We start from the raw sequence: 23,955 nt of genomic DNA, 5'->3' as shown, positions 1-23,955 counted from the left end.
CCGCTGTTCACAGGGCAGGTATATTTTTGGCCGAAGGGATTGCGTCAGCAGGACTCACGTAGCCCTACGGAAGGTGAGGGCAGGCATGCCCGCCGAGGTGGTGGTGGGCTGCGCGAATCCGCGCCAAGCTGACGCTCGATTTTGCCGGATACCCCCAATGCTTGATTCGACCAGGCCGGTGTCGCGACCGCGCATCGCTCCGGCCGGCCTGATGTTCCTCGCCATCACCTCGATCGGCTGGGGTTTCAATTGGCCGGTCACGAAATTCCTGCTCTCGGAGCTGCCGCCGCTGACGCTGCGCGGCGTGACCGGGGTGCTGGGCGCGCTCCTGCTCGCTGCGCTGGCGATTCTGCGCCGGCAGAGCTTGCGTGTGGATTCGGGGATCTGGCCGCGCCTGCTCACCGCCGCCGTGCTCAACGTCACCGGCTGGATGGTGCTGATGGGGCTGGCGCTGCTCTGGCTGCCCGCCAGCGAGGCGGCGCTGATCGCCTACACCATGCCGGTCTGGGCCTCGATCATCGCCTGGCCGGTGCTGGGCGAGCGGCCGACGCTGCTCCGTACGCTCGGGCTGGTGATGGCCTTCGTCGGCCTTGCCTCGATCATGGGCGGCAACGGCATCGCCGCCAGCGTCGAGAAGCTTCCTGGCATCGTCATGGCGCTCGCCGGCGCGCTGGGCTTTGCCGTCGGCACGGTGTTCTCCAAGAAGTACCCGATCCACCTGCCGCCGATCACGGCCGCAGCCTGGCAGATCGGCATCGGCTGCCTGCCGATCTCGATCATCGGCCTGCTGGTCGAGACCACGCATCTGTCCAAGGTGACGCCGGCCGGATGGTGGCTCCTGGTTTATTCGACGGTGGTGCAGTTCTGCATCGCCTATGTCAGCTGGTTCGCGGCCCTTGCCCGGCTGCCGGCATCAGTGGCAGCGATCGGCACCATGGCGGTGCCGGTGATCGGCGTCGTCGCCTCCGCGATCGCGCTGGGCGAGCCGCTCGGGGCAGGGCAGATCGCCGCGCTGGTGTTCACGCTGGCCGCGGTGGTGCTGGCGACGCGTTAGGGGCCCAGCGCCTTCCGGATCATCTCCGCGAGCTGGTTTCTCCGGTACGGCTTGGTCAGCAGCAGCACGCCGTCGTCGAGCTTGCCGTGATGGACGATGGCGTTGTCGGTGTAGCCGGAGGTGTAGAGCACCTTCACGCCCGGCCGCAGCTTGACCACTTCGTCGGCGAGCTCGCGTCCGCTCATGCCGCCGGGCATGACGACGTCGGTGAACAGCAGGTCGAACGTCTGGCCGGCCGCGATCAAGTCAAGCGCGGCCTTGCCGTCGGGCGCGGCCACGGTCTTGTAACCGAGACTCTGCAGCTGCCCTGTGACGAAGTTGCGCACGAGATTGTCGTCCTCCACGACGAGGATGGTCTCGGCGCCGCCTTCGGCCTGCGGCGCGGCGGCGGCGGCGATCTCCGTCGTGCCTTCGCCCGGCGGCAAATAGAGCTTGATCGTGGTGCCGTGGCCTTCCTCGCTGTAGATCTTGATGTGGCCTCCGGACTGCTTGACGAAGCCATAGACCATGGAGAGGCCGAGGCCGGATCCCTTGCCGACCTCCTTGGTGGTGAAGAAGGGCTCGAACGCCTTGTGCTGGGTCTCGATGGTCATGCCGGTGCCGGTGTCGCTGACGGCGAGCATGATGTAGGGGCCGGCCGCCACGTCCGCATGGGCCTGCACATAGGCCTCGTCCAGCACGACGCGGTGGGTCTCCAGCAGCAGCTTGCCGCCGTTCGGCATGGCGTCGCGCGCGTTGATCGCCATGTTGAGCACGGCATTGGTGAGCCGGGACGGGTCGATATGCGCGGTCATCGGTCCCTGTTCCAGCACTGTCTCGATCTGGATCTGCTCGCCGAGGGTGGGACGCAAGAGCTTTGCGATGTCGGCGATCGCGGCGTTGATCTCGACGTTGCGCGGCTGCAGCGGCTGCCGGCGCGCAAAGGCGAGCAGATGCTGGATCAGCTCGGCGCAGCGCTCGGCGGCATCGTCGATCAGCCGCGCCACGCGCTGCAGCTCGGGCTGCTGCTTCAGGCCTTCCACCAGCGTCTCGGTGTTGCCGGAGATCACAGTCAGCATGTTGTTGAAGTCGTGCGCGACGCCGCCTGTCAGCTTGCCGATGGCGTCCAGCTTCTGCGACTGGTACAGCTGCCGCTCGGTCTCGCGCGACATGGTCGCGTCGTGATAGACCAGCACAGCGCCGGAAATCTCGCCTTGTCCGTCCAGCATCGGCCGGCCGCTGACCATGAGATGGCGGGGAGGATTGCCGCTGTGCGGGCGGACGATCATCTCCAGGTCCTCGAACTTCTCGCCGCGCAGCACGCGCACCGAGGGCAGCTCGTCGGCCTTCATCGGCGTGACGCCGTCGCCGTGAAACACGTCCGACATCGCACGCAGATTGCGCAGGTTCATGCCGGTCCGATGCAGCAGCATGCGCTCGGCGGCCGGATTGGACAGCAGGACATTGCCTTCGGTATCGATGACCAGCACCGCCTCCGCCATGCTGTGGAACGTGCTCTGCAGCACGTTGACCGACAGGCGCAGCTCGTCATGTGCGGTGACCAGATGCTCGGTGCGCTCGGCCACCGCCGCGGCAAGCGCTTCCTTGGCGGCTGTGGTCTCCATCAGCGTGCTCTTGAGCGCGACCTCCGTGCGTCGGCCCTCACGCATCACCATCACGACCAGCAGAAGGATCACCATCGCGCCGGCGACGTCGATGCCGAGCAGCACGATGCCGTTGCGACGCGAATCCTGGGAGCGCACGGCGAGCAGACGTTCTTCCTCCGCGCTCAGACGGTCGAGATTGGCCATCACCGTGTCCATCAGGCCACGGCCCTCGGCCTTGCCGTTGAGCGCGGCTATGCCGGCCTCGTCGTTCGCGGCGCGCAGGCGCATCGCGGTCGCGGCGATCTCGACGCGGCGCAGCGCCAGCGGCTCGGTACCCTCCAGCAGCGCGACCTGATCGGGGTTGTCGCGCACGCTGCGCTTGAGCTCGGCGAGGGCCGGCGCGATCTGGGCGTGAACGGAGTCGAATTCGCTGCTGAAGGCTGGATTGCGATAGAGCTCAAAGCCGCGCGCGGCGCTCTCGGCGCGGCGCAGCAGCACGCGCAGATCGGAGATATTCTTCTGCACCTGGACGGTCTGATGGACCCACGCCGCATCGGACCGCGACTTGACGTCGAGGGCGATCGAGGCCGCGGTGATGATCAGGAGGATGGCAAGTCCGGCACCCAGAATGACGCGCTGCGTTGGAATCAAGGGGCTTCTTTCTTGTCCTTCGGCTGTGCGCTCTCGCCCGCGAGGCATTCCCGGATCGTGGTCAGCAACGCTTCCGGCGTGAACGGCTTGCGCAGGCAGCGCGTTGCGCCGAGCTCCAGCGCCATGCGGAGGAAATCGGGAGAAGGCGAGGCGGATGATGCGAAGGCGTAACCGGACATCGCGATCAGCGGAGTAGCTGGTGCGCGCTCGTGGAAAATGCGGATGGACTCGAAGCCGCGCATGTGCGGCATGAAGATGTCGACCAGCATCACCTCGAAGGCTTGCGCTTCCAGCGCAGCCAGTCCTGTTTCACCACCGTCGGCCAGCGTGACGTCGAAGCCCTGACGTTGGAGGAGGACCTCGATGGTCGCGCCGACCATCGGATCGTCATCAACCACGAGAATACGCGGCATGACACTTCCCAGTAATCGAAGTCCCCACTGGGATTGGTGATATCCGCGAATCGTGTGCCGGGTCAATTTTGGATTGGATCAACGTAGATATGCACGGTGCGATGCATACAGGTCCATTTGGATTCATATGTACGTATCATCGCGGGCGACGGGCTCGCCGCGGGCTACAGCATCGATATGCACGTGCTGCGCGAAAAAGGCGTCGCAGCGCTGCGACGCCTTCCTTCACGCACGGTCGGAATGGTTACGGGCAGGGATGCCGTTGACCGTCATAACCGAGATAGGTGCCCGAAGCCGGGTCATACGATTTGTAGCGCTGCGCGCAATAGGCCGAGGAGTCACCCCCGCTGTCGGGAACCACTGCCACTGATGGCTCGTCATAGTAGCTGTCGCCATAGTAATAGGGATCATCGTAATAGCCGCCGCCGTAATAGGCGTACGAGCCTACGCCGCCGATCGCCGCGCCTGCCGCGAAGCCGGGCCAGAAACCGCCGCCATGACGATGGTGCCAGTGGCGACCGCTCCAGTTGCTTCCCCCTTGCCAGTTGCCGGCCGTCGCGACGCCGCGGCTGCCGCCGAACGACGGCGAGACGGCGGTGCGGGGCCCCGGGCTCGCTATGAAATTGCCGCCGCTCGGACGCGCCGCCAGGCCGGCCGCGAAATTGCCGCCGCCGCCGTGGATCGCTGCGCCGCCGCCCATGCGTGCACCGCCGCCACCACCGAAGTGAGCGCCGCCACCGCCGCCACCGCCGGCTGAGATACCACCGACACTACGGGGGCCAGGGTTCTGCGCGAAGCTCGGTGAGCTCATGGGTAGAACGAGCGCCAGCGTTGCGGCGGCACTCAAAACTCTCAGACTGTTCATGATAAACTCCTTTCCCGGAAGCAAACCCTATGAAGGGGCTGGGGTTCCTGGGATCACGCCGGTTTGCGCGTGAATGGGAGCCTCTCTCGCAACCGCTGTACCGGGCATGAACGGATCGCGTCCGATTTGCGGCGGCGCCGGGGTCGAGGCCCCGCATTTGAGGCAGGCACCGCCGCCCGTCGAACTGGACATTTCGCCGCCCGGATGGCATCAGGGCCCGACGAAGCAGGGCCCTTGCCGCATGAAACAGTTCTTCCTCAAGCTCTTCACCTGGTGGAATGGCCAGACTTTTGGCACCCAACTCTGGACCAAGCGGTACGGGGAGCTGGTCGGCCAGGACGAGCAAGGCAATCTCTACTATCGCACCCGCGGCGGGGTGGTCGATCCGACCCTCGGCTTCGAGCGGCGCTGGGTGGTCTATAACGGCTATGCCGAAGCGAGCCGGATCCCACCGTCCTGGCACGGCTGGATCCATCACGTCGTCGACGTGCCGCCGACCGAGGCCAATTATCAGCCGCGCGAGTGGGAGAAGCCGCACCAGCCGAATCTCACCGGCACGGCGATGGCCTACCGTCCCTCGGGATCGACCCTCGCCAGCGGCAAGCGTCCGAAGGCGACCGGCGACTATCAGCCCTGGACGCCTGGCTAGGCCTCCCGGCCGGCGCGATCTCCATCGTCAAACTGGATGCATGCGCATCCGCTGCCGCTTGCTGTGAACAACGGGAACAGCGGGGAAGGCGTCTGCGCCGACATTGCCACAGCGCAAGCCGTGCGGCTCAATGATCCCATCTTACGGAGATGGGAGACCATTGCGTTCGGTTCGGGCAACAGTTCGCGACTGTCCCGAGATGCAGCGGCCGCCGAGGAAGGACTCGATCGGGAGATAGGCCCCCGGTCTGGAAGCTCCGACATCGCCCGATGTGAATGTGCAGCCGCCGTAAGACAGGAAAGGCCGCTTGGGAAACCGAGCGGCCTTTTTCTGTTGGCAGCTTGCGCCAGATCTCGCGCCCCGGACGCTGCGGAGCAGCGTTGCACGCTGCTCCGCGTCCGGGACACGGACTACGTCACCCGCTCGGCCGCGCGCTTCACCGCCTCCAGCCGCCGCGCCTGATTTTGCGCGCCGCGCTCCCGCAGCAGGGCCATCACTTCGGCCGGTGCCGTATCGGGTGAGCCCGAATTGAACGGCGGGGCCGGGTTGTATTCCATCTGGAGCTGGATCGCTTCCGCCGTGGTGCGGTCGATCAGGATCGACACCAGTGTCAGCGCGAAATCGATTCCGGCGGTGACGCCGCCGCCGGTGATGCGATTGCGGTCGATGCAGACGCGCGACTTGGTCGGCGTGGCACCGAACTGGCTGAGCATCTCCATCGCGCTCCAATGGGTCGCGGCGCGGTAGCCCTTGAGCAGGCCGGCGGCGCCGAGCGCCAGCGATCCCGTGCAGACGGAGGTGACATATTTCGCGCCCTCGGCCTGCTTGCGCAGGAAGTCGAGCACTTCCTCGTCGCCCAGCAGGTCGTTGGTGCCGCCGCCGCCCGGCACGCAGATCACGTCGAGTTGCGGGCACTCGGCGAACGTCGTGGTCGGCGTCAGCGTCAGCACGGAATCGCTTGCGACCTGCTCGATCCGCTTCCAGATCAAATGCAGCTTCGCGCCGGGCACCATGGCGAACACCTGCAGGGGACCGGTGAAGTCGAGCTGGGTGACGCGCGGAAATATCAGAAGACCGATCTGGAGCGGTGACGACATCGGCGAGTTCTCCAAAGATGAGCTTGACGAGCGAAGACTGGCATGCTGCCTTCGTGTCTGAAATGGCATAATTCCCACTATTTCGGACATCGCCCATGATCGGCATTCTGATCTTCCCGGACTTCCAGCTGCTCGATGCGGCCGGCCCGATCTCGGTGTTCGAGGTCGCGGCACGCTGCGCCGGCAAGCCGCTGGCGCTGCGGGTGCTGGCGCTGAATGCGGGACCTGTGCGCAGCTCCTCCGGCGTCGAGATGATGGCGCGCGATTTCAAGTCGGCGAATGCCATCACCACGCTGGTGATCGCGGGCGGTGTGGGCGTTGCTGATGCTGCGCGCTGCGAGGTCACGCGCGCCTTCCTGCAGCGGCTGGCAAAGCGCGGCGTGCGCGTCGCGAGCGTCTGCTCGGGCGCCTATGTGCTCGCCGAGGCGGGCCTGCTCGACGGCCGCCGCGCCACCACGCATTGGGGACGCACGCGCGATTTCGTCGCGCGCTATCCCAAGGTGAAGTTCGAGCCGGACCAGATATTCACCCGCGACGGCAATGTGTGGACATCGGCGGGCATCACCGCAGGCATCGACCTTGCGCTCGCCATGGTGACCGAAGATCTCGGCGAGGAAATCGCGCAGGAGGCGGCACGCCACCTCGTGCTGTATCATCGCCGCAGCGGCGGCCAGTCGCAGTTCTCCTCGCTGCTGGAGCTGAAGACGCCGAACGGCCGCTTCGGCGCGCTGTTGTCCTGGGCGCGCGAAAATCTCGACGCACCACTGACGGTGGAGGACCTCGCCGATCGCGCCGGCATGAGCGCGCGGCATTTCGCCCGCGCCTTCGCCGCCGAGACCGGCACGACCCCGTCGAAGGCGATCGAGCGGCTCCGGCTCGAGGTCGCGCGCGAGCGCGTGCAGTCGTCGCGCGAGGGGATCGAGCTCGTTGCGGAAGCCACGGGATTCCGTGATCCCGAGCGTATGCGCCGCGCTTTCATCCGCGCCTTCGGCCAGCCGCCGCAGGCGCTACGGCGCGCGGCAAGGACCAGTTAGGGCGCGCTGGTTGCGGGAGAGCCGGAGGCCTTCGCGCGCGCCGTCAGCCGCCGCGCGATCGGCATCAGCAGGTACGGCGCAAGGTGGATCGGAAACTGCGTCATCGCGAAATAGAGCCAGGTGGTGGGTGGCAATACACCGGCGGTTGCCGCCAGCATCAGGCCGAGATTGCGCTGTGACACCATCAGTCCGAGCGCCAGCGCGCGCTCGGTGCCGATGCGGCGGAACAGCAGCGTGGTGATCGCGAGAAGGGTGAAATAGATCGCGAAGGACAGAGCTGCGAGGCTGAGGGTGAAGAGCGGCTGTGCGAGGAGGTCGCTCACGACGTCGCCCATGATCGCGGCGGCGAAGATGAAGAGGATGATGATGTTGAGGCCGTCGATCGGCGTCTTGTGACGCCGGATCGCCTCCGCGCCGAAGATCCATCGGATGATCGTGGCGGCCAGTAGCGACGTGGCGAGGATGCCCAGCAGCTTCAGGCCCAGCGTCAGCGGGGTGATGCTCAGCATGTCGCCGAGGAAAAGGCCGGCGAAGATCGAGGCGGTGAAGGGCACCAGCGCGGTCGAGGTCACCAGCGTGATCAGCACCAGCGTGGCATCGAGACCCATCAGTGCGGCGAGGGCTGGGGAGGCCATCATCGGCGAGGCCATGCTCTGCAGCATCAGTGCGAGCGACAGTCCGGGCGCGCGCGCCGTGAGGCCGGTTGCGTGCGCGATCAGACCGACGATCAGCGGCACGCCGATCGTGGTCCAGGCGGTCGCTGTCGCAACCAGCGCCGGCCGGCGCAGGTGGCTGTACAGCGCGGCCAGGTCGACCCGCATGAAGGAGATGCAGAGCAGGCAGAGAATAGCCTCGGTGAGATAGGGACGCAGCAATGCGCCGAGCGGCGGCACTGCGGCCGCGATGAACACGATGGCGGCGACGCCGCGCGTGCCCTGGCTGCCGAGCCAGGTCAGGACGCGCGCCGGGAGAGCGGAGATGGATTGCAGTGGAGAGGCCATGCGGGACGGCGTTTCAGCCCAATCCCTTCAGCCATGCGCCGATCTCGCCGACGGCGACATTGGCCTCTCGCAACAGCTTGCCCATCGTGAAGAAGCCATGGAATTGGCCGGGATAATGCCTGGTCGTCACGGGAACGCCGGCTTGCTTGAGGCGCGCGGCGTATTCGTTGCCTTCGTCGCGCAAGGGATCGGCGCCCGCGGTCAGCACATAGGCCGGCGGCAGGCCCGCCAGGCTTTGCGCACGCGCCGGCGAGGCGCGCCAATCGTGGATGTCGGCGGCGCCGTTCAGATAATGGTCGCGAAACCAGCGGATCACCGAATGCGTCAGCAGCACGCTGGTCTCGGGCTCGCTGTGGGAGCCATGGGTGAGGGCGAAATCGGTGGCGGGATAGATCAGCACTTGGCCCGCGAGTGCAGGCCCGCCGGCGTCGCGCGCGGCGAGCGCCACGACGGCGGTGAGATTGCCGCCGGCGCTGTCGCCTCCGATCGACAGCCGGGACGCGTCGATGCCGAGCTCGCGCGCGTTGGCGGCAACCCATCTGGTTGCGGCGATCGCGTCGTCGGCCGCGGCGGGAAATTTGTGCTCGGGCGCGAGGCGGTAATCGACTGAGATCACGACCAGCGCGCCTTCGACCGCGAGCTGTCGGCAGACGACGTCGTGGGAGTCGAGGTCGCCGATCACCCAGCCGCCGCCATGGAAGAACACTAGCGCGGGCGACAGGCCGTCGTGCCGGCGCGGCTCCTTGGGAACATACAGGCGGGCGGGAATGGCGCCGTGCGGGGCCGGGATCGAGAGCGGCTCAACGCGGGCGAGCTCGGGCGCGTCAGGATTGGTGGCAAAGCGCGCCTGCGCATAATACGCGCGGGCCTCCGGTGCGGTCAGGGTCTCGTAGGCGGGGCGGCCGGCCTCCTGGAAGGCCTTGTAGACGGCGGCGGCATCGGGATCGAGCACGACGGGCATGGGAGCGACCTCGGGAGGTTTCTGGTTATGGTTGGCTGCATTTTAGGGGGATGCCCGCCTCTGCGCCCCCGCGAGGGGCTCCGCGACTATCCCATTCAGGTGCCGGTCTGGCCAGATGGGGCCGGGAAGGGCAGGGTTGCCGCCCTTCCCCCGCCGTATTCGCCGTGTTAACCGGATGGCCTGCGAGCGGCGGTAACCCCTGTAGAATGTCCAACAAGCCCGATTCGCTGTTGAAGCCGCGCGAGATGTTTCGAACCATTACCCTGACAGGTCTTGCGGCGCTTTTGGCCGCCACCGCGCTGACGGTTGCGACGCCGGCTCAGGCGCAAATCGGCACGATCTTTTCCGATCCGCCGCCGATGCGGCCGCCCGGCACAATTCCGCGCGGCCAGCCGCAGCCGCAGCAGATTCCCGACGACGACGAAGAGGTGCCGGAGCTGCCGCCGCAGGGCCGCGTGCTGCCGTCGCGCCCGATGCCTCCGCCGCCGGGCCGGCAGGGCAATGTGATGCCGGGACCAGTCGAGAGCCAGCCGCTGGCGCCGCCGCCGGGCTCCACCGTCGCTCCGCCGAACCAGCCGCCCGTGGCGGTCGCGCCGCCGGGCGGTGCCCAGCCAGGTGCGCCCGGCCAGCGTCAGCCGCAGCAGAAGGGCGCTCCCGGCGCCGTGCCGCAGACCCCGGCAAGCCTGCAGCCGGGCGACGAGGTCGTCACCGAGCCGCCGGCGCAGAAGATCGTGAACAAGAAGGCGACCTTCTCCGGCCTCGACAAGATCACCGGACGCATCATCAATTTCGACGAGGAGATCGGCGAGACCGTCCAGTTCGGCGCGCTCAGGGTCAAGACCGACGCCTGCTACACGCGGCCGGCAACGGAGGCCACCAACACCGACGCCTTCGTCGAGGTCGACGAGATCACCTTGCAGGGCGAGGTGAAGCGCATCTTCTCGGGCTGGATGTACGCGGCAAGCCCCGGCCTGCATGGCGTCGAGCACCCGATCTACGACATCTGGCTCACCGACTGCAAAGAGCCGCAGCAGACCATCGCGACCGCGGCGCCGGATCCCGCGACCAAGCCGGCCCCTCCACCGCCGCCCGCGCAGAAGAAGGCCGCGCCGAAGCAGGTGCAGCAGCGTCCGCCGCAGCCTCCGCCGCCGATCCAGCAGCAGCAGCCGGCACCACCGCCGCCCCCGCCGCCGGAGCAGCGGCCGGGTCTGTTCGGTATCCCCGGGTTTGGTAGCCGGTAAGTCTGGATTATTGTCGAGAAGCGATGATCTCGAGCGCGCGCGCGCCCGGGATCGCGTCGCCGGGTGAGAGCCTGAGGAAATCGCCGGGCTCGCCGGCCAGCGCCTTGTCGAGCAGGGCGGTATAGCGCCGCCGCGAGATCTCGACCGCGCCGAAGCTTTTCAAATGCTCCGTGACATATTGCGTGTCGAGCAGCTCGAACCCACCATGGATCAGCCGCGCGACCAGATGCACCAGTGCGACCTTCGAGGCATCGCGCGCGGTGTGAAACATGCTCTCGCCGAAGAAGGCGCGGCCCAGGCTGACGCCATACAGGCCGCCGACGAGATCCTCACCCTGCCAGGCCTCGACGCTGTGGCAATGGCCGAGCTGATACAGGCCGCCATAGAGGTCGCGGATGCGCTTGTTGATCCAGGTGTCCTCGCGCCCTTCCTGCGGCGCGGCGCAGCCCGCGATCGTCGCCTTGAACGCGGTGTTGACGGTGACGCGAAAGACGTCCGAGCGCACGGTGCGCGCGAGCCGCGAGGCGACGCGAAATCCGTCGAGGGGGATGACGCCGCGCAATTCCGGCTCGACCCAGAACAGTGTCGGATCGTCGGCGCTTTCCGCCATCGGGAAGATGCCGCAGGCATAGGCGCGCAGCAGCACGGCCGGGGTGATTTCAGACGGAGCGGAGTCGCGCGAAGTCATGGTTCGCGACCATAGCAGGATCGCGATGCCGTTGCGATGGGGTGCACAGCAGGGCGCGAGCTCAGCTTGCGGCGGCGGTGCTGGTCTTGCCGGGAACTGCGGGCAGGCGACCGAACTTCAGCACGATCCGGGTTCCGGAATGGCTGGGATCGCGCTCGACCGTGGCGTCGAGCTTGGCGGCCATCGCCGCGACGATGCGCTGGCCCATGCCGGTGGAGCGTGGATCGGCCTTGACGGCGTCGCCGACGCCGTTGTCGGTGATCGACAGCAGGAGATCGTCTCCTTTCGCGTTCAGCTCGACATGGATCGGGCCGGCGCCGTCGGGATAGGCGTATTTCACGGCGTTCATCACCAGCTCGTTGACGATGATGCCGACGGCAACCGCGCGATCCGGATCGATCTCGATCGGCTCGGCCTTCAGCGTCAGGCGCGACATCCGGTTGCCTTCGGCCGAACGGCGCAGATCCTCGAGCAGGGAATCCAGATACTGGTTCAGGACCACGCTCTTCAGGTCCTGCGAGGTGTAGAGGCGGCGGTGCACTTGCGCGACCGCGGCGACGCGGCCCATCGCATTGGTCAGCGCCGCCTTGACCTCGTCCTGCGCGGCGGAGCTTGCCTGAAGGTGCAGCAGCGAGGCGATGATCTGGAGCGAGTTGCCGACGCGATGATTGACCTCGCGCAGCAGCATCTCGCGTTCGGCGGCAAGGGCCGCGTAGCGGTCGCGCGAGGCATGAATCTCGGCCTCGGCCTCCTCGCGCGCCTTCTGCAATTCGGCCTGGCGCAGCGCGCCCTCGGCTGCGACGTGGAGCAGGGGGATGAAATCGCCGGTGACGTCCTTGACGAGATAATCGGCCGCGCCGGCCTTCAGCGCGGTGACGGCGATGCTGGAATCCTGCGAAGCCGTGACGAACACGACCGGCGGCGCGTCCGGGATCGCCATGATCTGCTCGAGCGTCTCCAGCCCGTCGAGGCCGGGCATGTACTGGTCGAGCGCGACCACGTCGATGCCGGCATCGACATTACCTTGGGCGCTCGCGCGGCGGATGCGCTCCAGGCCTTCCTCGCCGCTCGCGGCATGGACGACCCTGTAGCCGCGCCGCGTCAGGCCGCGTTCGACCAGGCGCGCCAGCGCGCCGTCGTCATCGATGTAGAGCAGTGTCGGCGTGCGCTGGTTCATGGGGCGGCGGGCGGGACCTGGATGACCGAGAAGAACAGGCCGAGCTGCCGGATGGCATTGGCGAAATTCTCGTAGTTGACGGGCTTGGTGATGTAGACGTTGCAGCCGAGCTCGTAGCAACGCTTGATTTCCTGGGAATCGTCGGTGGTGGTCAGAACCACCACGGGCGAAGCCTTCAGATATTTGTTTTCCTTGATCTGCCGGAGGATGTCGATCCCGGTCATGTCGGGCAGGTTGAGGTCGAGCAGGATCAGAAGCGCATTGCCCTTCTGCACGAGGCCGCTGCCGTCGGCGCCGAACAGATGCAGCATCGCATCCGTGCCGTTCTGGAAGGAGACGATCTCGTTGTTGACCCCCGAGCGGCGGATGTTGCGCTCGATCAGGCGGGCGTGGCCCTCGTCGTCCTCGATCATGATGATGGTGACAGGCTGGGTCATCGATCTCTGTTCCGGTTGTTCACGTTCCAGGCGATCGGCAGCGTGATCGTGAAGGTGCTGCCCGCGTTCAGTTCCGATGATACCGACATGGTGCCGCCGAGGCGACGCACAAGTGCACGCACATGCGCAAGACCAATGCCCTGGCCGGGCTTGTCCTGGGTTCCCGCGCGGCGGAACAGGTCGAATATCCGCTGGTGATCTTTCGGATCGATCCCCCGGCCGTTGTCGCTGATCTCGAAGATAGCGTAACCGAGCTTGGTTCGCCCGCGGATTCTGATGTCTCCGGGTACCCCGCGCTTCAGATATTTGATCGCGTTGTCGATCAGGTTGGAGAAGATCTGCTCGAGCGCGAGCCGGTCGCTCACGATGTCAGGCAGCGGCTCGAGATGGATCTCGGCCTGCGCCTCGGCCGCCTGGTGCGCCAGCGTCGATACGATGGCCTCGATCAGCTCGCCTGTGTCGATCTTCACCGGCTGGAATTCGCGCCGGCCCTCGCGGGTGAGGTTGAGGATCGCCGAGATCAGCCGGTCCATCTTGGCGATCGACGATTTGATGAAGCCGAGAGCTTCGGAAAAATCCTCCGAGAGCTGCCTGTCGGCGCCTTCCAGCGCGATTTCGCCGGGCGCTGCGGGTGCCAGCGGCGCCCCGTTCGCAGAAACCTGGGCGAGGCTGCCGATGCGGCGGAAGATATCGCCGCCGAGCTCTTCGAGCTCGCTCGTGAAGCCCATGATGTTGACGAGCGGCGAGCGCAGATCGTGGCTGACGATATAGGCGAAGCGCTGGATCTCGTCGTTGGCCTCGCGCAGATCCGCCGTGCGTTCGTCGACGACGGATTCCAGATTGACGTTGGAATCGCGCAGGCGCGCTTCAGCCTCGTCGCGGGCCCGCGCCGAGCGCCGCACCAGCCAGGTCGAGATCATGGCCAGCAGCACCACGAGGCCGGAGCCGATGCCGGTCATCGAGGCAGCGAGGGTCTGACTGTGGTCGGAGTTTTCCGTCCGGAGCCGGAACAGCCGTTCCTCCTCGCGGATCATCGCGTTGGCCTGGTTGCTGATCGTGGTCGTGGTATTGGCCGCCGCGGCCTCGCGGATCAGCGCAATGGCGCGGTCGGGTTGGCCCTCCCTGACGAACTTCATCTCGCGCGAGAACTGGTCGAGCCGGGTCTCGATCGCCGCGCTCAGTTTCTCGATGCTGTCGCGTTGCGCGGGATTGTCGCCGATCTGGCGCGTGAGCTTGTCGAGCGCCGGAATGATCGCGGCCACGGCTTTCTCGTGGTCCGACTGGAAATCCGGTCCTTGCGTCAGGAGAAAGCCGCGGGCGCTGCTCTCCGCACGGCGGATCTCCAGCAACAGGGCGTTGATCTGGCTCTCCGCCTCGATGGTATGGACCACCCATTTGCTGTCTTCCCGCGCCTTGTTGACGAGGTAGACCGAGCCGGCGCTGATCACAGTCAGCACCACGAGACCCGCCGCGATCAGCAGGATCTGCCAGAATGCCCGCCGTCGTTGGGCTTCAGCCGTCACGACGGTTCACCTGTTTACGTGCAGTGGATTTCAAAACGCCCCCTTGGAACTAGCCCCAACCGTCCAGAACGCGATTGAGGCCAAAGGGTTCCCTTGGGCGACGAATATTATCGCGGGGCGGGTTCCGCCTTGCCGGCCAGGTACTGTTCCAGCCAGTGGATGTGGTAGTCGCCGTTGATGATGTCGTCTTCACGCACCAGCGCGCGGAACAGCGGCAGCGTGGTCTCGATGCCTTCCACCACCATCTCGTCCAGCGCCCGGCGGAGCCGCATGAGGCATTCGGCGCGGGTCTTGCCGTGCACGATCAGCTTGCCGACCAGGGAATCGTAATAGGGCGGGATCATGTAGCCCTGGTAGACGGCGGAATCGATGCGGACGCCGAGGCCGCCCGGCGGATGGTATTGCAGTATGCGGCCGGGCGAGGGGCGGAAGGTCTCGGGGTTCTCGGCATTGATGCGGCACTCGATGGCGTGGCCGATGACCTGGATCTCGTCCTGCTTGGCGGGCAGGTTGCCGCCGGCGGCGATGCGGATCTGCTCCAGCACGAGGTCGATGTCGGTGATGCTCTCGGTGACGGGATGCTCGACCTGGATGCGGGTGTTCATCTCGATGAAGTAGAACTCGCCGTCCTCGAACAGGAATTCGATGGTGCCGACGCCGAGATATTTCATCTCGCGCATGGCCTTCGCACAGGTCTCGCCGATCTTGGCCCGCGCGGCGGCGGAAAGGACGGGCGAGGGGCCTTCCTCCCAGACCTTCTGGTGGCGGCGTTGCAACGAGCAGTCGCGCTCGCCGAGATGGATCGCGCCGCCGCGGCCGTCGCCGAGAATCTGGATCTCGATGTGGCGCGGCTTCTGGAGGTATTTTTCCAGGTAGACGGAGGCATCGCCGAAAGCGGATTTGGCCTCGTTGGCCGCCGTCGACAGCGCCACCTGCAGATCGGCCTCGCTGTGCGCGACCTTCATGCCGCGGCCGCCGCCGCCGGCCGCCGCCTTCACCAGCACGGGAAAGCCGATCTTCCTTGCGATCGCCAAGGCATCGTCGTCGGGACCGACCGCGCCGTCGGAGCCGGGCACCACGGGGATGCCGAGGCGCTTGGCGGTCTTCTTCGCCTCGATCTTGTCGCCCATCAGGCGGATGTGCTCGGCCTTGGGGCCGATGAAATGCAGATTGTGCTCGGACAGGATCTCCGCGAAGCGCGCATTCTCCGAAAGGAAGCCGTAGCCGGGATGCACGGCGTCGGCGCCGGTGATCTCGCAGGCCGCGAGCAGCGCGGGGACATTGAGATAGCTGTCCTTGGAGGCGGGCGGGCCGATGCACACGCTCTCGTCCGACAGGCGCACATGCATGGCATCGGCGTCGGCGGTGGAGTGCACGGCGACCGTCGCGATCCCGAGCTCCTTGCAGGCCCTGAGGATGCGAAGGGCGATCTCGCCGCGATTGGCTATGAGGATCTTGTCGAACATGGTGCCTCGGGGGCGAACGGGAAATAGCGAATGGCGAACAGGCAGGAGTAACTATTCGCTCCCCCGCTGTTCGCCGATCCCTCACTCAATGATCACGAGCGGCTCGCCGTACTCGACCGGCTGGCCGTCCTCGACCAGGATCTGCGTCACCGTGCCGGCGCGCGGCGAGGGGATCTGGTTCATGGTCTTCATGGCTTCGATGATCAGCAGCGTCTGTCCGACCGAGACCTTGCTGCCGACCTCGATGAACGGCTTGGCGCCGGGCTCCGGCGCCCAATAGGCGGTGCCGACCATCGGCGAGCTGACCGCGCCAGGATGCTTGGACAGGTCGGGGCCGGCGGCGGCAGCAGGCGAGGCGGAGGCTGCCGGCAGGGCGGCGGGAGCCGCAGCCATCGGCACAGGCATGGTCGCGGCAACGCTGATGTTACGGGCGACGCGCAGGCGCAGGCCGGCACGTTCGATCTCGATCTCGGTGAGGCTGGTCTCATCGAGCAGGAGCGCGAGCTCGCGGACGAGCGCGGAATCCTCGCTGGAAAACTTTGCGGCTGCTTTGTCGTCTGGCTGGCGCGCCATGTTGTTTGATCCGAATGTTCTGATTGATGAGGGAGCTTCAGGCTTTGGGCTTGATGGCAAGCTTGGCGGCAAGGCCCTGGATGGCGAGGCGGTAGCCCTCGATGCCGAAACCGCAGAGCGAGGCGAAGGCCGCGCGTGCCGTATAGGAGTGGTGACGAAAGCTCTCGCGGGCGTGGATGTTGGTCACATGCACTTCGACCGTCGGGATCTGAACCGCAAGCAATGCGTCGTGCAGCGCGATCGAGGTGTGCGAATAGCCGCCGGCATTGATGATGATGCCCTTCATCTTGCGGCGATGCGCCTCGTGGATGAAGTCGATCAACTCGCCCTCGCGGTTGGACTGCCGGCAATCCGCCTTGAGACCGAACGTCGCCGCCGTCTCCCGGCACAGCGTCTCGACGTCGGTCAGCGTCGCGTGGCCATACTTCTCCGGCTCGCGCGTCCCCAACATGTTGAGGTTCGGCCCGTTCAGGACGAGGATCGTGTCGGTTGCTGGTTCGGCCATTCCAATCCCGCAAAGAGGTGCTCGGCGTGGCGGGGGTTATAGGTAACAAAGCGCGTGAGGGGAAGCCTTGAAGGCCTCCCGGAGGGGTTCAAGTACCTCATCCAGTGCGCAAAAACCTGTGTGGAAACCACGGAAATTGCTTGTTAACCAGTCCAAAGGATGGCTGGCGGCCGAGGCGCGCGGGTCCATAGGCCAAAAGCCCCTGCCGATCTTTCGGCAGGGGCTCGTTTGGCGGTCAGCGAGCGGCTTAGCCCTCGATGATGTACACGATCTCGCGCGTCTGCGGACGGACGATGACGTACTGGCCGCGGACGAAGATCACTTCATAGCCACGCCACTGCGGGTAGATCTCGACGATCCGGGGCGGCAGCGGGTGGAAGTGGACGGACGCCGGGACCGCGGTGCCGACCGAGATGTTGAAGTTGACGTTCGTGGTCTCCTCGATCTTGGTCGACTTGATCGCGGTCGAGATTTCCGTCCGCTTCTCCGGCGGCGGCGCGGCGGCGGTGGCCGGGGCGTTGCCGGTCGTGGTCTGCGACTTGGTATCGGTGGAGGCCGGGCGGTTCTCGGCATTGTTGCTCTTGGCAGCGCCGCTGGCCTTGTTGTCCTCGGCCTTCATGTCCTTGGCACCGGACTTGGTGGAATCGGACTTGGTCGTCGAGTCCGAGCTCATGCTCTTCGACTTGTCCTGCGCAGACTTATCCTGCGCGCCCTGGGCGTGCTCGCCCTTCATGCCGGCCTTCTCGTCAGCCGCGTTCTTGTTCATCGTGCCGGACTTTTCCATCCCGCCGGACTTTTCCGTGGCGCCGGATTTCTGCATCGCGCCGGACGACTTGTCGTCGGCTCCACCGGGCTTCATGGCGCCGCCGGCCTGGCCAACGGTACCCTTGTCATGGCTCACGGAGTCGCGGCCCATCGAGCCGCCGCGCTCAGTGGCGCCGCCGGAGGGCTGGGAGTGCTGCATCTGCTGCGAACCAGCGCCGCTATCGCGACCCTTGTCCTGTGCGTTCGCCAGACCGGCGCCCGCAACGAGGGCGACTGCGGCAACTGAGATCATAAAGCGGTTCAACATCGAATTCTCCTCACGTGTTTCTTTGCGTCATTGCCCGCGCCAACAACGAAAGGAGGTTTCAGTTGTTCCGGAACTTCGGCTGTTCCGCGGCATTTGTTTGTTGAACGCCAGATGAATGAACTTGCACGAAGACGCCAAGCTTCGCGCAAGAAAAAAGGCCGGCTTTCCAGCCGGCCCCTTCGTGTTTCACTATCGCAATACGTGCGATCAACAAGTCGCCTTGCCGCAGCGGGCGATGCCGATCTTTTCCTTGAGGCCTTCGACGCCGACGGCGCCGATCACGATCTGCTTGCCGATGACGTAGCTCGGCGTGCCGTTCATGCCCATCGCTTCAGCGAGCTTGAAATTCTCCTCGATGGTGGCGCGCACCTCGGGGCTCGCGATGTCCTTCTCGATCCTCGCGGTGTCGAGGCCGGCTTCCTTGGCCGCTTGAAGCGCGCGTGCCTTGTCGGCGGCGCCGCGGCCACCGAGCAGTTTCTGGTGGAAGTCGAGATATTTCTTGCCGGTGGGATCCTGCATGCGCACGGCGACCGCGACCTGTGCCGCTTCGACAGAGCCCTGGCTGAGCACCGGAAACTCCTTCAGCACGACCTTCAGCTTCGAATCGCCTTTCATGATGGTGAGCATGTCGTCCATCGCGCGCTTGCAGTAGCCGCAATTGTAATCGAAGAACTCGACGAAGGTGACGTCGCCGTCCTTGTTGCCGAGCACGACCTGGCGCGGCGAGTTGAAGATCGCGTCGGCGTTCTGCGCGATGCTGGCCTCGTGCTTCTGCGTCTCGGCCGCGGCTTGGCGCTTGCTGAGCTCGGCCATGGCCTCTTCGAGCACCTCGGGATGGCTGACGAGATAGTTCTTGATGATCTTCTCGATGTCGGTGCGCTGGGTATCGGAGAAGCTGTCGGCCGATGCAGGCACGGCTGCGCCGAACATGGCGAGCGCAAACAACGCGGGAGCAAGCAGGCGCAGCGAAGGCATAGGCAAATCCTCTTATCCAAAGCAGGTTTCGGAATACGTCCCGGCGGACTCAAAGCTAAGGTCGTGACGTCGTGGTGTCAGGCGTCGTGGTGTCAGTTGCGCGGCGGCTTGGCCGCCACGATGTCGTCGGCCTTGACCCATCCGGGCGTGCCGACGGCAAAACGGGTTTTCGCGCGCGTGGCGAGCTCGCGGGCGGTCTTGTTGTCGCCGCGCAAGTAAGCGGCCTGGGCCGATGCGAGATCCGCCTCGGCATAATCTCCCTTCCGGCCATAGGCCATCGCGAGCTGGCTATAACCGAGGATGGCCTCGGGCTCCCGCGCCACCGCGGCGCGGAGAATCCGAACGGCGTCGTCGGTGTAGGCCTTATTATCGGTTCCAACCAGAGCCTGCCCAAGTAACATCTCGATGAGGGGTGAATTGTTCGAGAGTGCGACAGCCTTGCGCAGGGCAGGGATGGCGTCGGCCGGCTTGCCGCTTTCCAAGAGGGCCTGGCCGCGCACCTCGTAGAAATACGGGTTGTTCGGCTGAACCTGGATCAGCGCGTCGATCTGGGTGAGCGCGCTGCGCAAATCGCCGTGCAGATAGGTGCTGATGGCGCGGGCATAGCGCGCCGGCATGCTGTCATTGGTCTGGGGATAGCGGCGGTACACCGTCTCGGGCCGCTCCATGAAGGCGGAGATCTTGGCGCGCACCATGTCGTGGCGGAGCTGGAGCGCTGCATCGTCCTTCTTGTTCCAGTAGGGGCTGGAGCTCGCGAACTCCTGCAGCGCGGCAACGCGCTCGGCGGGCATCGGATGCGACTGGAGATAGGGGTCGGCGCCGCGCGCAGCGAACAGGCTCTCGCTGGTGAAGCGCTTGAAGGTCTCGTACATGCCCTTCGGCGATTGCTGGGTCGCGGTCAGGAATTTCACGCCGGCGCGGTCGGCGTTCTCCTCCTGCTGGCGCTGGTAGGACAGCAGCGACCGGCGGATCACCTCCTGCGGCGCCGAGATCGCAGCGGCGCCGGCATTGGCGAGCCCGTTGTTGCCGCCGCTGCTGTTGCGCGTGCTGCCGGCGGCGATCGCGCCGGCGCCGAGCAGCATCGCGATGATCATCTGGGTCTGGGCCGCGGCGAGCTGCTCACGCAGCTTGGACAGATGGCCGCCGGCCAGATGCCCGGTCTCGTGCGCGAGCACGCCGATGATCTGGTTCGGCGTCTCCGATTGAAGAATCGCGCCGTAATTGACGAAGATGCGGCGGCCATCGGCGACGAACGCGTTGAACGAGTTGTCGTTGAGGATCACCATCTGGATGTTCTGCTTCTCCAGACCCGCGGCACGCAGGATCGGGCGCGTATATTCGCGCAGCAGCTGCTCGGTCTCGGTGTCGCGCAGGACCGGCGGCCCTTTGGCTTGCGCGTGCGCCGCGGAGAACGGCGTCAGCGCGATCGCCGCAGCCGTGACGAGGGCGGTGAGGGCGGAAGCCTTCTTGCGCAATGCGATCTGGAGCGACATCAAACGGTCTTGGTCAAACGGTCTGGACAGCAGTTTCGTGATTGGTTTTGGCGATTGGCGGCGGGCCGGATACGCGATATGCCCTTATCAGCCGTTCCCCTTATGAGCCGTACAATGCGGCCAGTCTGGGGCGCAAGCGCCCCGTTTTTCCGGACCGGCCGCACCGGCCCGCCAGCGAAATAGCAGAAATCAATGCACGATGCGACTTTAAGGAACCGGTTGGGGCAGTGGCTCGAGCCCTCCCGCCGCAGCGATGTTCCCCCGTTCATGGTGATGGACGTCATGGCCGCGGCGGCTCGAATTGAGGCCGCCGGGGGCCATGTCATCCATATGGAGGTCGGCCAGCCGGCGGCCGCGGCGCCCAGGACCGCCATTGCGGCCGCCCACACCGCGCTCGAGACCGGGCGGATCGATTATACCTCCGCGCTCGGCATCCCCTCCTTGCGCGAGCGCATCGCGCGCCATTACCGCGATGCCTATGGCTGCGACGTCAGCCCTGACAGGATCGTGGTGACGACCGGCTCTTCCGGCGGGTTCATCCTGGCCTTCCTGTCGATGTTCGAGCCGGGCGACCGCGTCGCCGTGACGGTGCCGGGCTATCCGCCCTACCGTCATATCCTCACCGCGCTCGGCTGCGAGCCGGTGCTGATCGAGACCACGAACGAGACGCGCCATGCTCTCACCGGCGAGGCGTTGCTCGCCGCCCATCGCAAGGCGCCGCTGAAGGGCGTGCTGGTTGGCAGCCCCGCCAATCCGACGGGGACGATGATGTCGCGCGAGGCGCTCGCCAGCCTGATCGCGGCGGCGGAAGACGCCGGCATCCGTTTCATCTCGGACGAGATCTATCACGGGCTCGATTATGCGTTTCCGGCCGTCACCGCGGCCGCGCTCTCCGAGCACGCCCTCGTGATCAACTCGTTCTCGAAATATTTTTGCATGACGGGCTGGCGCGTCGGCTGGATGGTCGTGCCCGAAATCCTGGTGCGGCCGATCGAGCGGCTGCAGCAGAACCTGTCGATCTCGGTGCCGTCGCTGTCGCAGATCGCGGCAGAGGCTGCCTTCGACGGCGCGGCCGAGATGGAGGCGATCAAGCATGGCTATCAGGAAAACCGGCGGATTTTGATCGAGGGATTGCCGAAAGCTGGCCTCGCCAAATTCCTGCCGGCCGATGGTGCATTTTATCTCTATGCCGACGTCTCGGACTTCACCTCGGACAGTTTCGAATTTGCCAAGCAAATGCTGGAACAGGCACGCGTTGCGGCGACGCCGGGCCTCGATTTCGATCCCGTTCATGGCCGATCGTTCATTCGGTTTTCTTATGCACGCTCGTCCGGGGAGATGCGCGAGGCAGTTGACCGGATCGCTCACTGGCTTAAATAGCCGCCAGTTTTCGACCACATCCGGAGCTCATCTTGTCTGACCACCGATCTGTCCCGACCGCTGCTGCGCCACATTTTTCTCTCGCTGCATTGATGTGGCCGACCCGGCCGGGTGAAACGGTCGGTGCGGTGCGTGCCGTCGTGCTGGTTGTGCTCGGCACCGCATTGATGGCGCTATCAGCCAAGGTCAGCCTGCCGCTGCCCTATGTCCCCATGACGCTGCAGACGCTGGTGGTGCTGATGATCGGCGCGGCCTATGGCTGGCGTCTTGGCAGCGCAACCATGATCGCCTACCTCGCCGAGGGTGCGCTTGGCGCGCCGGTATTTGCCGGACCGGTGGGTGGAATTGCGCCGCTGGTTGGCCCGACCGCGGGCTATCTGTTCGGTTTCATTGCGGCCGCTTTCGTGACCGGCTGGCTCGCCGAGCGCGGCTGGGACCGCAGCGTGGCGCTGCTGTTTGCAGCGATGGCGATAGGCCATATCGTCATTCTGGCCGCCGGCTTCGGCTGGCTGGCGTTCGGCCTCGGGCTCGGCGCTGCGAAGGCCTGGCAGGTCGGCATCATGCCGTTCGTTGCGGCTTCGCTGGTCAAGAACGCGCTTGGCGCGACGTTGATGCCGGCAGCGCGAAGACTGATCGAGCGTCGCCGGTAAAGCGCGCAAAATTCGCGGTTCCAATTGACAGGGCCGGCCAAGTTGATCTTGGCTGGCCCAGCGTTTGAGGGGGAGTGAAACGATGACGACGACAACGATGGCGGGGGCGCCGATCGCGCCGCCCGCAGCAAAGCCGTGGTACAAGGTTCTCTACGTCCAGGTGCTGATCGCCATCGTGCTCGGCGCCATCGTCGGCTGGCTGTGGCCGACGGTTGCCACCAACGAATGGATCAAGGCGCTCGGCGACGGCTTCATCAAGCTGATCAAGATGGTGATCGCCCCGATCATCTTTTGCACCGTCGTCTCCGGAATCGCCCACATCCAGGATGCCAAGAAGGTCGGCCGCATCGGCATCAAGGCGCTGGTCTATTTCGAGGTCGTCTCGACCTTCGCCCTGGTGATCGGACTGATCATCGGCAATCTCGTGAAGCCGGGCGCGGGCTTCGGCAGTGGGGCGGCCAACGAGGCGGCCGTTGCCAATTACGCCAAGCAGGCTGCCGGCCAGAAGTCCGTCGACTTCGTGCTGCACATCATTCCCGACACGGTGGTCGGGGCCTTCGCGCAAGGCGAAATCCTCCAGGTGCTGCTGTTCTCGGTGCTGTTCGGCTTCGCAATTATGAGCCTGGGTGAGCGCGGCCACACCATCCGCAGCTTCATCGACGACGCCGCCCATGCCGTGTTCGGCGTCATCTCCATCGTGATGCGCGCAGCGCCGATCGGCGCGTTCGGCGCCATGGCCTATACGATCGGCAAGTTCGGCACCGGCGCGATCCTCAATCTGGTCGGGCTGATCGCCACGTTCTACGTCACCGCGGCGCTGTTCGTCTTCGTCGTGCTCGGCATCATCGCGCGCCTTGCCGGGTTCTCGATCTTCAAGTTCCTGGCCTACATCAAGGACGAGCTGCTGATCGTGCTCGGTACCTCGTCCTCGGAAAGCGCGCTGCCGTCCCTGATGGAGAAGCTGGAGCGGCTCGGCTGCTCCAAGTCGGTGGTCGGCCTCGTGGTGCCCACGGGTTACTCGTTCAATCTCGACGGCACCAACATCTACATGACGCTGGCGACGCTCTTCATCGCGCAGGCGCTCGGCTACGATCTCAGCTTCAGCCAGCAGCTGACCATCCTGGTCGTGGCGATGCTGACCTCGAAGGGCGCTTCCGGCATCACCGGCGCGGGCTTCATCACGCTGGCAGCGACGCTTGCCGTGGTCGATCCGCGCCTCGTGCCGGGCATGGCGATCGTGCTCGGCATCGACAAGTTCATGAGCGAGTGCCGCGCGCTGACCAATCTGTGCGGCAACGGCGTCGCCTGCGTGATCGTCGCCTGGTGGGAAGGTGAGCTCGACCGCGACAAGCTCAACGCCAACCTCGCCAAGCGGATCGACCCGACCGACATGGAGACGGCGATCACCACGGACTGATCGCGCCCTCGGGCTTCGAATTGGGAAGGGCTGGTCGATATCCTCGA

At 65.7% G+C, this 23,955-nt stretch carries 23 protein-coding genes; 7 read left to right on the top strand and 16 right to left on the bottom strand.

The window, feature by feature from the left end; genetic code table 11:
• Positions 1–157: 157 nt before the first annotated feature.
• Positions 158–1,054 carry a DMT family transporter gene (locus tag XH83_RS18835; protein WP_194402310.1) on the top strand — a complete coding sequence of 299 codons (897 nt, stop codon included), beginning with the start codon at positions 158–160 and terminating at the stop codon, positions 1,052–1,054.
• On the opposite strand, the gene XH83_RS18830 is transcribed toward XH83_RS18835, so the two are convergent.
• From XH83_RS18830 to XH83_RS18820, 3 genes are all read right to left on the bottom strand, one after another.
• Entirely contained in the window at positions 1,051–3,291 is a 2,241-nt protein-coding gene (locus tag XH83_RS18830; protein WP_194402309.1) for a CHASE3 domain-containing protein, read from the bottom strand. The two genes, XH83_RS18835 and XH83_RS18830, sit on opposite strands and share 4 nt — an antisense overlap.
• The gene (locus XH83_RS18825) at positions 3,288–3,704 is read right to left on the bottom strand and encodes a response regulator (protein WP_194402308.1); all 417 of its coding nucleotides are present in this window, start codon (positions 3,702–3,704) and stop codon (positions 3,288–3,290) included. Before XH83_RS18825 ends, XH83_RS18830 begins: the two co-directional genes overlap by 4 nt.
• 244 nt (positions 3,705–3,948) lie before the next feature.
• Positions 3,949–4,569, bottom strand: a complete 621-nt coding sequence (locus XH83_RS18820) for a BA14K family protein (RefSeq protein ID WP_194402307.1) — start codon at positions 4,567–4,569, stop codon at positions 3,949–3,951.
• Between the two features lie 241 nt (positions 4,570–4,810).
• Here XH83_RS18820 and XH83_RS18815 point away from each other — a divergent pair, with 241 nt between their 5' ends.
• On the top strand, positions 4,811–5,218 hold the full coding sequence (locus XH83_RS18815; RefSeq protein ID WP_194402306.1) for an NADH:ubiquinone oxidoreductase subunit NDUFA12: 408 nt from the start codon (positions 4,811–4,813) through the stop codon (positions 5,216–5,218).
• 410 nt (positions 5,219–5,628) lie between these two features.
• On the opposite strand, the gene XH83_RS18810 is transcribed toward XH83_RS18815, so the two are convergent.
• Positions 5,629–6,315 (bottom strand): DJ-1/PfpI family protein, encoded by a 687-nt coding sequence (locus XH83_RS18810; RefSeq protein WP_194402305.1) that lies wholly within the window; start codon positions 6,313–6,315, stop codon positions 5,629–5,631.
• Positions 6,316–6,410: 95 nt separating this feature from the next.
• Here XH83_RS18810 and XH83_RS18805 point away from each other — a divergent pair, with 95 nt between their 5' ends.
• Complete coding sequence (locus XH83_RS18805; RefSeq protein ID WP_194402304.1) at positions 6,411–7,349, top strand: GlxA family transcriptional regulator; 939 nt, start codon at positions 6,411–6,413, stop codon at positions 7,347–7,349.
• On the opposite strand, the gene XH83_RS18800 is transcribed toward XH83_RS18805, so the two are convergent.
• Positions 7,346–8,350 carry a Na+-dependent transporter gene (locus tag XH83_RS18800; RefSeq protein WP_194402303.1) on the bottom strand — a complete coding sequence of 335 codons (1,005 nt, stop codon included), beginning with the start codon at positions 8,348–8,350 and terminating at the stop codon, positions 7,346–7,348. The two genes, XH83_RS18805 and XH83_RS18800, sit on opposite strands and share 4 nt — an antisense overlap.
• 13 nt (positions 8,351–8,363) lie before the next feature.
• Positions 8,364–9,311, bottom strand: coding sequence for an alpha/beta hydrolase (locus XH83_RS18795; RefSeq protein ID WP_194402302.1), 948 nt, complete (start codon positions 9,309–9,311; stop codon positions 8,364–8,366).
• Between the two features lie 206 nt (positions 9,312–9,517).
• On the opposite strand from XH83_RS18795, the gene XH83_RS18790 reads away from it, so the two are divergent.
• On the top strand, positions 9,518–10,552 hold the full coding sequence (locus tag XH83_RS18790) for a DUF2155 domain-containing protein (RefSeq protein ID WP_194402301.1): 1,035 nt from the start codon (positions 9,518–9,520) through the stop codon (positions 10,550–10,552).
• 7 nt (positions 10,553–10,559) lie between these two features.
• Here XH83_RS18790 and aat read toward each other — a convergent pair whose 3' ends face one another.
• The 10 genes from aat to XH83_RS18740 all read right to left on the bottom strand — a co-directional run bounded on the left by aat (position 10,560) and on the right by XH83_RS18740 (position 20,461).
• Complete coding sequence (gene aat, locus XH83_RS18785; RefSeq protein WP_194402300.1) at positions 10,560–11,240, bottom strand: leucyl/phenylalanyl-tRNA--protein transferase; 681 nt, start codon at positions 11,238–11,240, stop codon at positions 10,560–10,562.
• Positions 11,241–11,301: 61 nt separating this feature from the next.
• Positions 11,302–12,417, bottom strand: a complete 1,116-nt coding sequence (locus tag XH83_RS18780) for a sensor histidine kinase (RefSeq protein ID WP_194402299.1) — start codon at positions 12,415–12,417, stop codon at positions 11,302–11,304.
• Positions 12,414–12,854, bottom strand: a complete 441-nt coding sequence (locus tag XH83_RS18775; protein WP_194402298.1) for a response regulator — start codon at positions 12,852–12,854, stop codon at positions 12,414–12,416. Before XH83_RS18775 ends, XH83_RS18780 begins: the two co-directional genes overlap by 4 nt.
• Complete coding sequence (locus tag XH83_RS18770) at positions 12,851–14,377, bottom strand: CHASE3 domain-containing protein (RefSeq protein WP_194402297.1); 1,527 nt, start codon at positions 14,375–14,377, stop codon at positions 12,851–12,853. Before XH83_RS18770 ends, XH83_RS18775 begins: the two co-directional genes overlap by 4 nt.
• A gap of 107 nt (positions 14,378–14,484) precedes the next feature.
• A complete protein-coding gene (accC, locus tag XH83_RS18765) occupies positions 14,485–15,843 on the bottom strand; it encodes an acetyl-CoA carboxylase biotin carboxylase subunit (protein WP_194402296.1) in 1,359 nt (452 codons plus the stop codon).
• Positions 15,844–15,924: 81 nt separating this feature from the next.
• Positions 15,925–16,416: an acetyl-CoA carboxylase biotin carboxyl carrier protein gene (gene accB, locus XH83_RS18760; protein ID WP_194402295.1), complete on the bottom strand. Its 492-nt coding sequence runs from the start codon at positions 16,414–16,416 to the stop codon at positions 15,925–15,927.
• A 37-nt stretch (positions 16,417–16,453) separates the two neighbouring features.
• Positions 16,454–16,921, bottom strand: a complete 468-nt coding sequence (gene aroQ, locus XH83_RS18755) for a type II 3-dehydroquinate dehydratase (protein WP_194402294.1) — start codon at positions 16,919–16,921, stop codon at positions 16,454–16,456.
• Between the two features lie 247 nt (positions 16,922–17,168).
• Positions 17,169–17,993, bottom strand: a complete 825-nt coding sequence (locus XH83_RS18750; protein WP_194402293.1) for a DUF1236 domain-containing protein — start codon at positions 17,991–17,993, stop codon at positions 17,169–17,171.
• A 207-nt stretch (positions 17,994–18,200) separates the two neighbouring features.
• Positions 18,201–18,968 (bottom strand): DsbA family protein, encoded by a 768-nt coding sequence (locus XH83_RS18745; protein ID WP_194402292.1) that lies wholly within the window; start codon positions 18,966–18,968, stop codon positions 18,201–18,203.
• A 92-nt stretch (positions 18,969–19,060) separates the two neighbouring features.
• On the bottom strand, positions 19,061–20,461 hold the full coding sequence (locus tag XH83_RS18740) for a M48 family metalloprotease (RefSeq protein ID WP_194402291.1): 1,401 nt from the start codon (positions 20,459–20,461) through the stop codon (positions 19,061–19,063).
• 192 nt (positions 20,462–20,653) lie between these two features.
• On the opposite strand from XH83_RS18740, the gene XH83_RS18735 reads away from it, so the two are divergent.
• The 3 genes from XH83_RS18735 to XH83_RS18725 all read left to right on the top strand — a co-directional run bounded on the left by XH83_RS18735 (position 20,654) and on the right by XH83_RS18725 (position 23,908).
• Positions 20,654–21,841, top strand: a complete 1,188-nt coding sequence (locus XH83_RS18735) for a pyridoxal phosphate-dependent aminotransferase (protein WP_194402290.1) — start codon at positions 20,654–20,656, stop codon at positions 21,839–21,841.
• A gap of 92 nt (positions 21,842–21,933) precedes the next feature.
• A complete protein-coding gene (locus tag XH83_RS18730) occupies positions 21,934–22,491 on the top strand; it encodes a biotin transporter BioY (protein WP_194402289.1) in 558 nt (185 codons plus the stop codon).
• Positions 22,492–22,573: 82 nt separating this feature from the next.
• Positions 22,574–23,908 carry a dicarboxylate/amino acid:cation symporter gene (locus XH83_RS18725; RefSeq protein ID WP_194402288.1) on the top strand — a complete coding sequence of 445 codons (1,335 nt, stop codon included), beginning with the start codon at positions 22,574–22,576 and terminating at the stop codon, positions 23,906–23,908.
• Positions 23,909–23,955: the final 47 nt, after the last annotated feature.

The organism is Bradyrhizobium sp. CCBAU 53351, assembly GCF_015291745.1.
Taxonomy (GTDB): domain Bacteria; phylum Pseudomonadota; class Alphaproteobacteria; order Rhizobiales; family Xanthobacteraceae; genus Bradyrhizobium.
Note: the sequence above shows the minus strand (reverse complement) of the source record. Positions and strands in the feature narration are given on the sequence as shown.

Bases quoted from the DNA above. Each gene is read 5' to 3' on its own strand.
- accB (WP_194402295.1), bottom strand. From the start codon at position 16,416: ATGGCGCGCCAGCCAGACGACAAAGCAGCCGCAAAGTTTTCCAGCGAG.
- XH83_RS18740 (WP_194402291.1), bottom strand. From the start codon at position 20,461: ATGTCGCTCCAGATCGCATTGCGCAAGAAGGCTTCCGCCCTCACCGCC.
- XH83_RS18750 (WP_194402293.1), bottom strand. From the start codon at position 17,993: ATGTTGAACCGCTTTATGATCTCAGTTGCCGCAGTCGCCCTCGTTGCG.
- XH83_RS18735 (WP_194402290.1), top strand. From the start codon at position 20,654: ATGCACGATGCGACTTTAAGGAACCGGTTGGGGCAGTGGCTCGAGCCC.
- XH83_RS18730 (WP_194402289.1), top strand. From the start codon at position 21,934: ATGTGGCCGACCCGGCCGGGTGAAACGGTCGGTGCGGTGCGTGCCGTC.
- XH83_RS18835 (WP_194402310.1), top strand. From the start codon at position 158: ATGCTTGATTCGACCAGGCCGGTGTCGCGACCGCGCATCGCTCCGGCC.
- XH83_RS18805 (WP_194402304.1), top strand. From the start codon at position 6,411: ATGATCGGCATTCTGATCTTCCCGGACTTCCAGCTGCTCGATGCGGCC.
- XH83_RS18775 (WP_194402298.1), bottom strand. From the start codon at position 12,854: ATGACCCAGCCTGTCACCATCATCATGATCGAGGACGACGAGGGCCAC.
- XH83_RS18820 (WP_194402307.1), bottom strand. From the start codon at position 4,569: ATGAACAGTCTGAGAGTTTTGAGTGCCGCCGCAACGCTGGCGCTCGTT.
- XH83_RS18800 (WP_194402303.1), bottom strand. From the start codon at position 8,350: ATGGCCTCTCCACTGCAATCCATCTCCGCTCTCCCGGCGCGCGTCCTG.
- XH83_RS18815 (WP_194402306.1), top strand. From the start codon at position 4,811: ATGAAACAGTTCTTCCTCAAGCTCTTCACCTGGTGGAATGGCCAGACT.
- XH83_RS18810 (WP_194402305.1), bottom strand. From the start codon at position 6,315: ATGTCGTCACCGCTCCAGATCGGTCTTCTGATATTTCCGCGCGTCACC.
- XH83_RS18745 (WP_194402292.1), bottom strand. From the start codon at position 18,968: ATGCCTTCGCTGCGCCTGCTTGCTCCCGCGTTGTTTGCGCTCGCCATG.
- accC (WP_194402296.1), bottom strand. From the start codon at position 15,843: ATGTTCGACAAGATCCTCATAGCCAATCGCGGCGAGATCGCCCTTCGC.
- XH83_RS18790 (WP_194402301.1), top strand. From the start codon at position 9,518: ATGTCCAACAAGCCCGATTCGCTGTTGAAGCCGCGCGAGATGTTTCGA.
- XH83_RS18825 (WP_194402308.1), bottom strand. From the start codon at position 3,704: ATGCCGCGTATTCTCGTGGTTGATGACGATCCGATGGTCGGCGCGACC.
- XH83_RS18795 (WP_194402302.1), bottom strand. From the start codon at position 9,311: ATGCCCGTCGTGCTCGATCCCGATGCCGCCGCCGTCTACAAGGCCTTC.
- aat (WP_194402300.1), bottom strand. From the start codon at position 11,240: ATGACTTCGCGCGACTCCGCTCCGTCTGAAATCACCCCGGCCGTGCTG.
- XH83_RS18725 (WP_194402288.1), top strand. From the start codon at position 22,574: ATGACGACGACAACGATGGCGGGGGCGCCGATCGCGCCGCCCGCAGCA.
- aroQ (WP_194402294.1), bottom strand. From the start codon at position 16,921: ATGGCCGAACCAGCAACCGACACGATCCTCGTCCTGAACGGGCCGAAC.
- XH83_RS18780 (WP_194402299.1), bottom strand. From the start codon at position 12,417: ATGAACCAGCGCACGCCGACACTGCTCTACATCGATGACGACGGCGCG.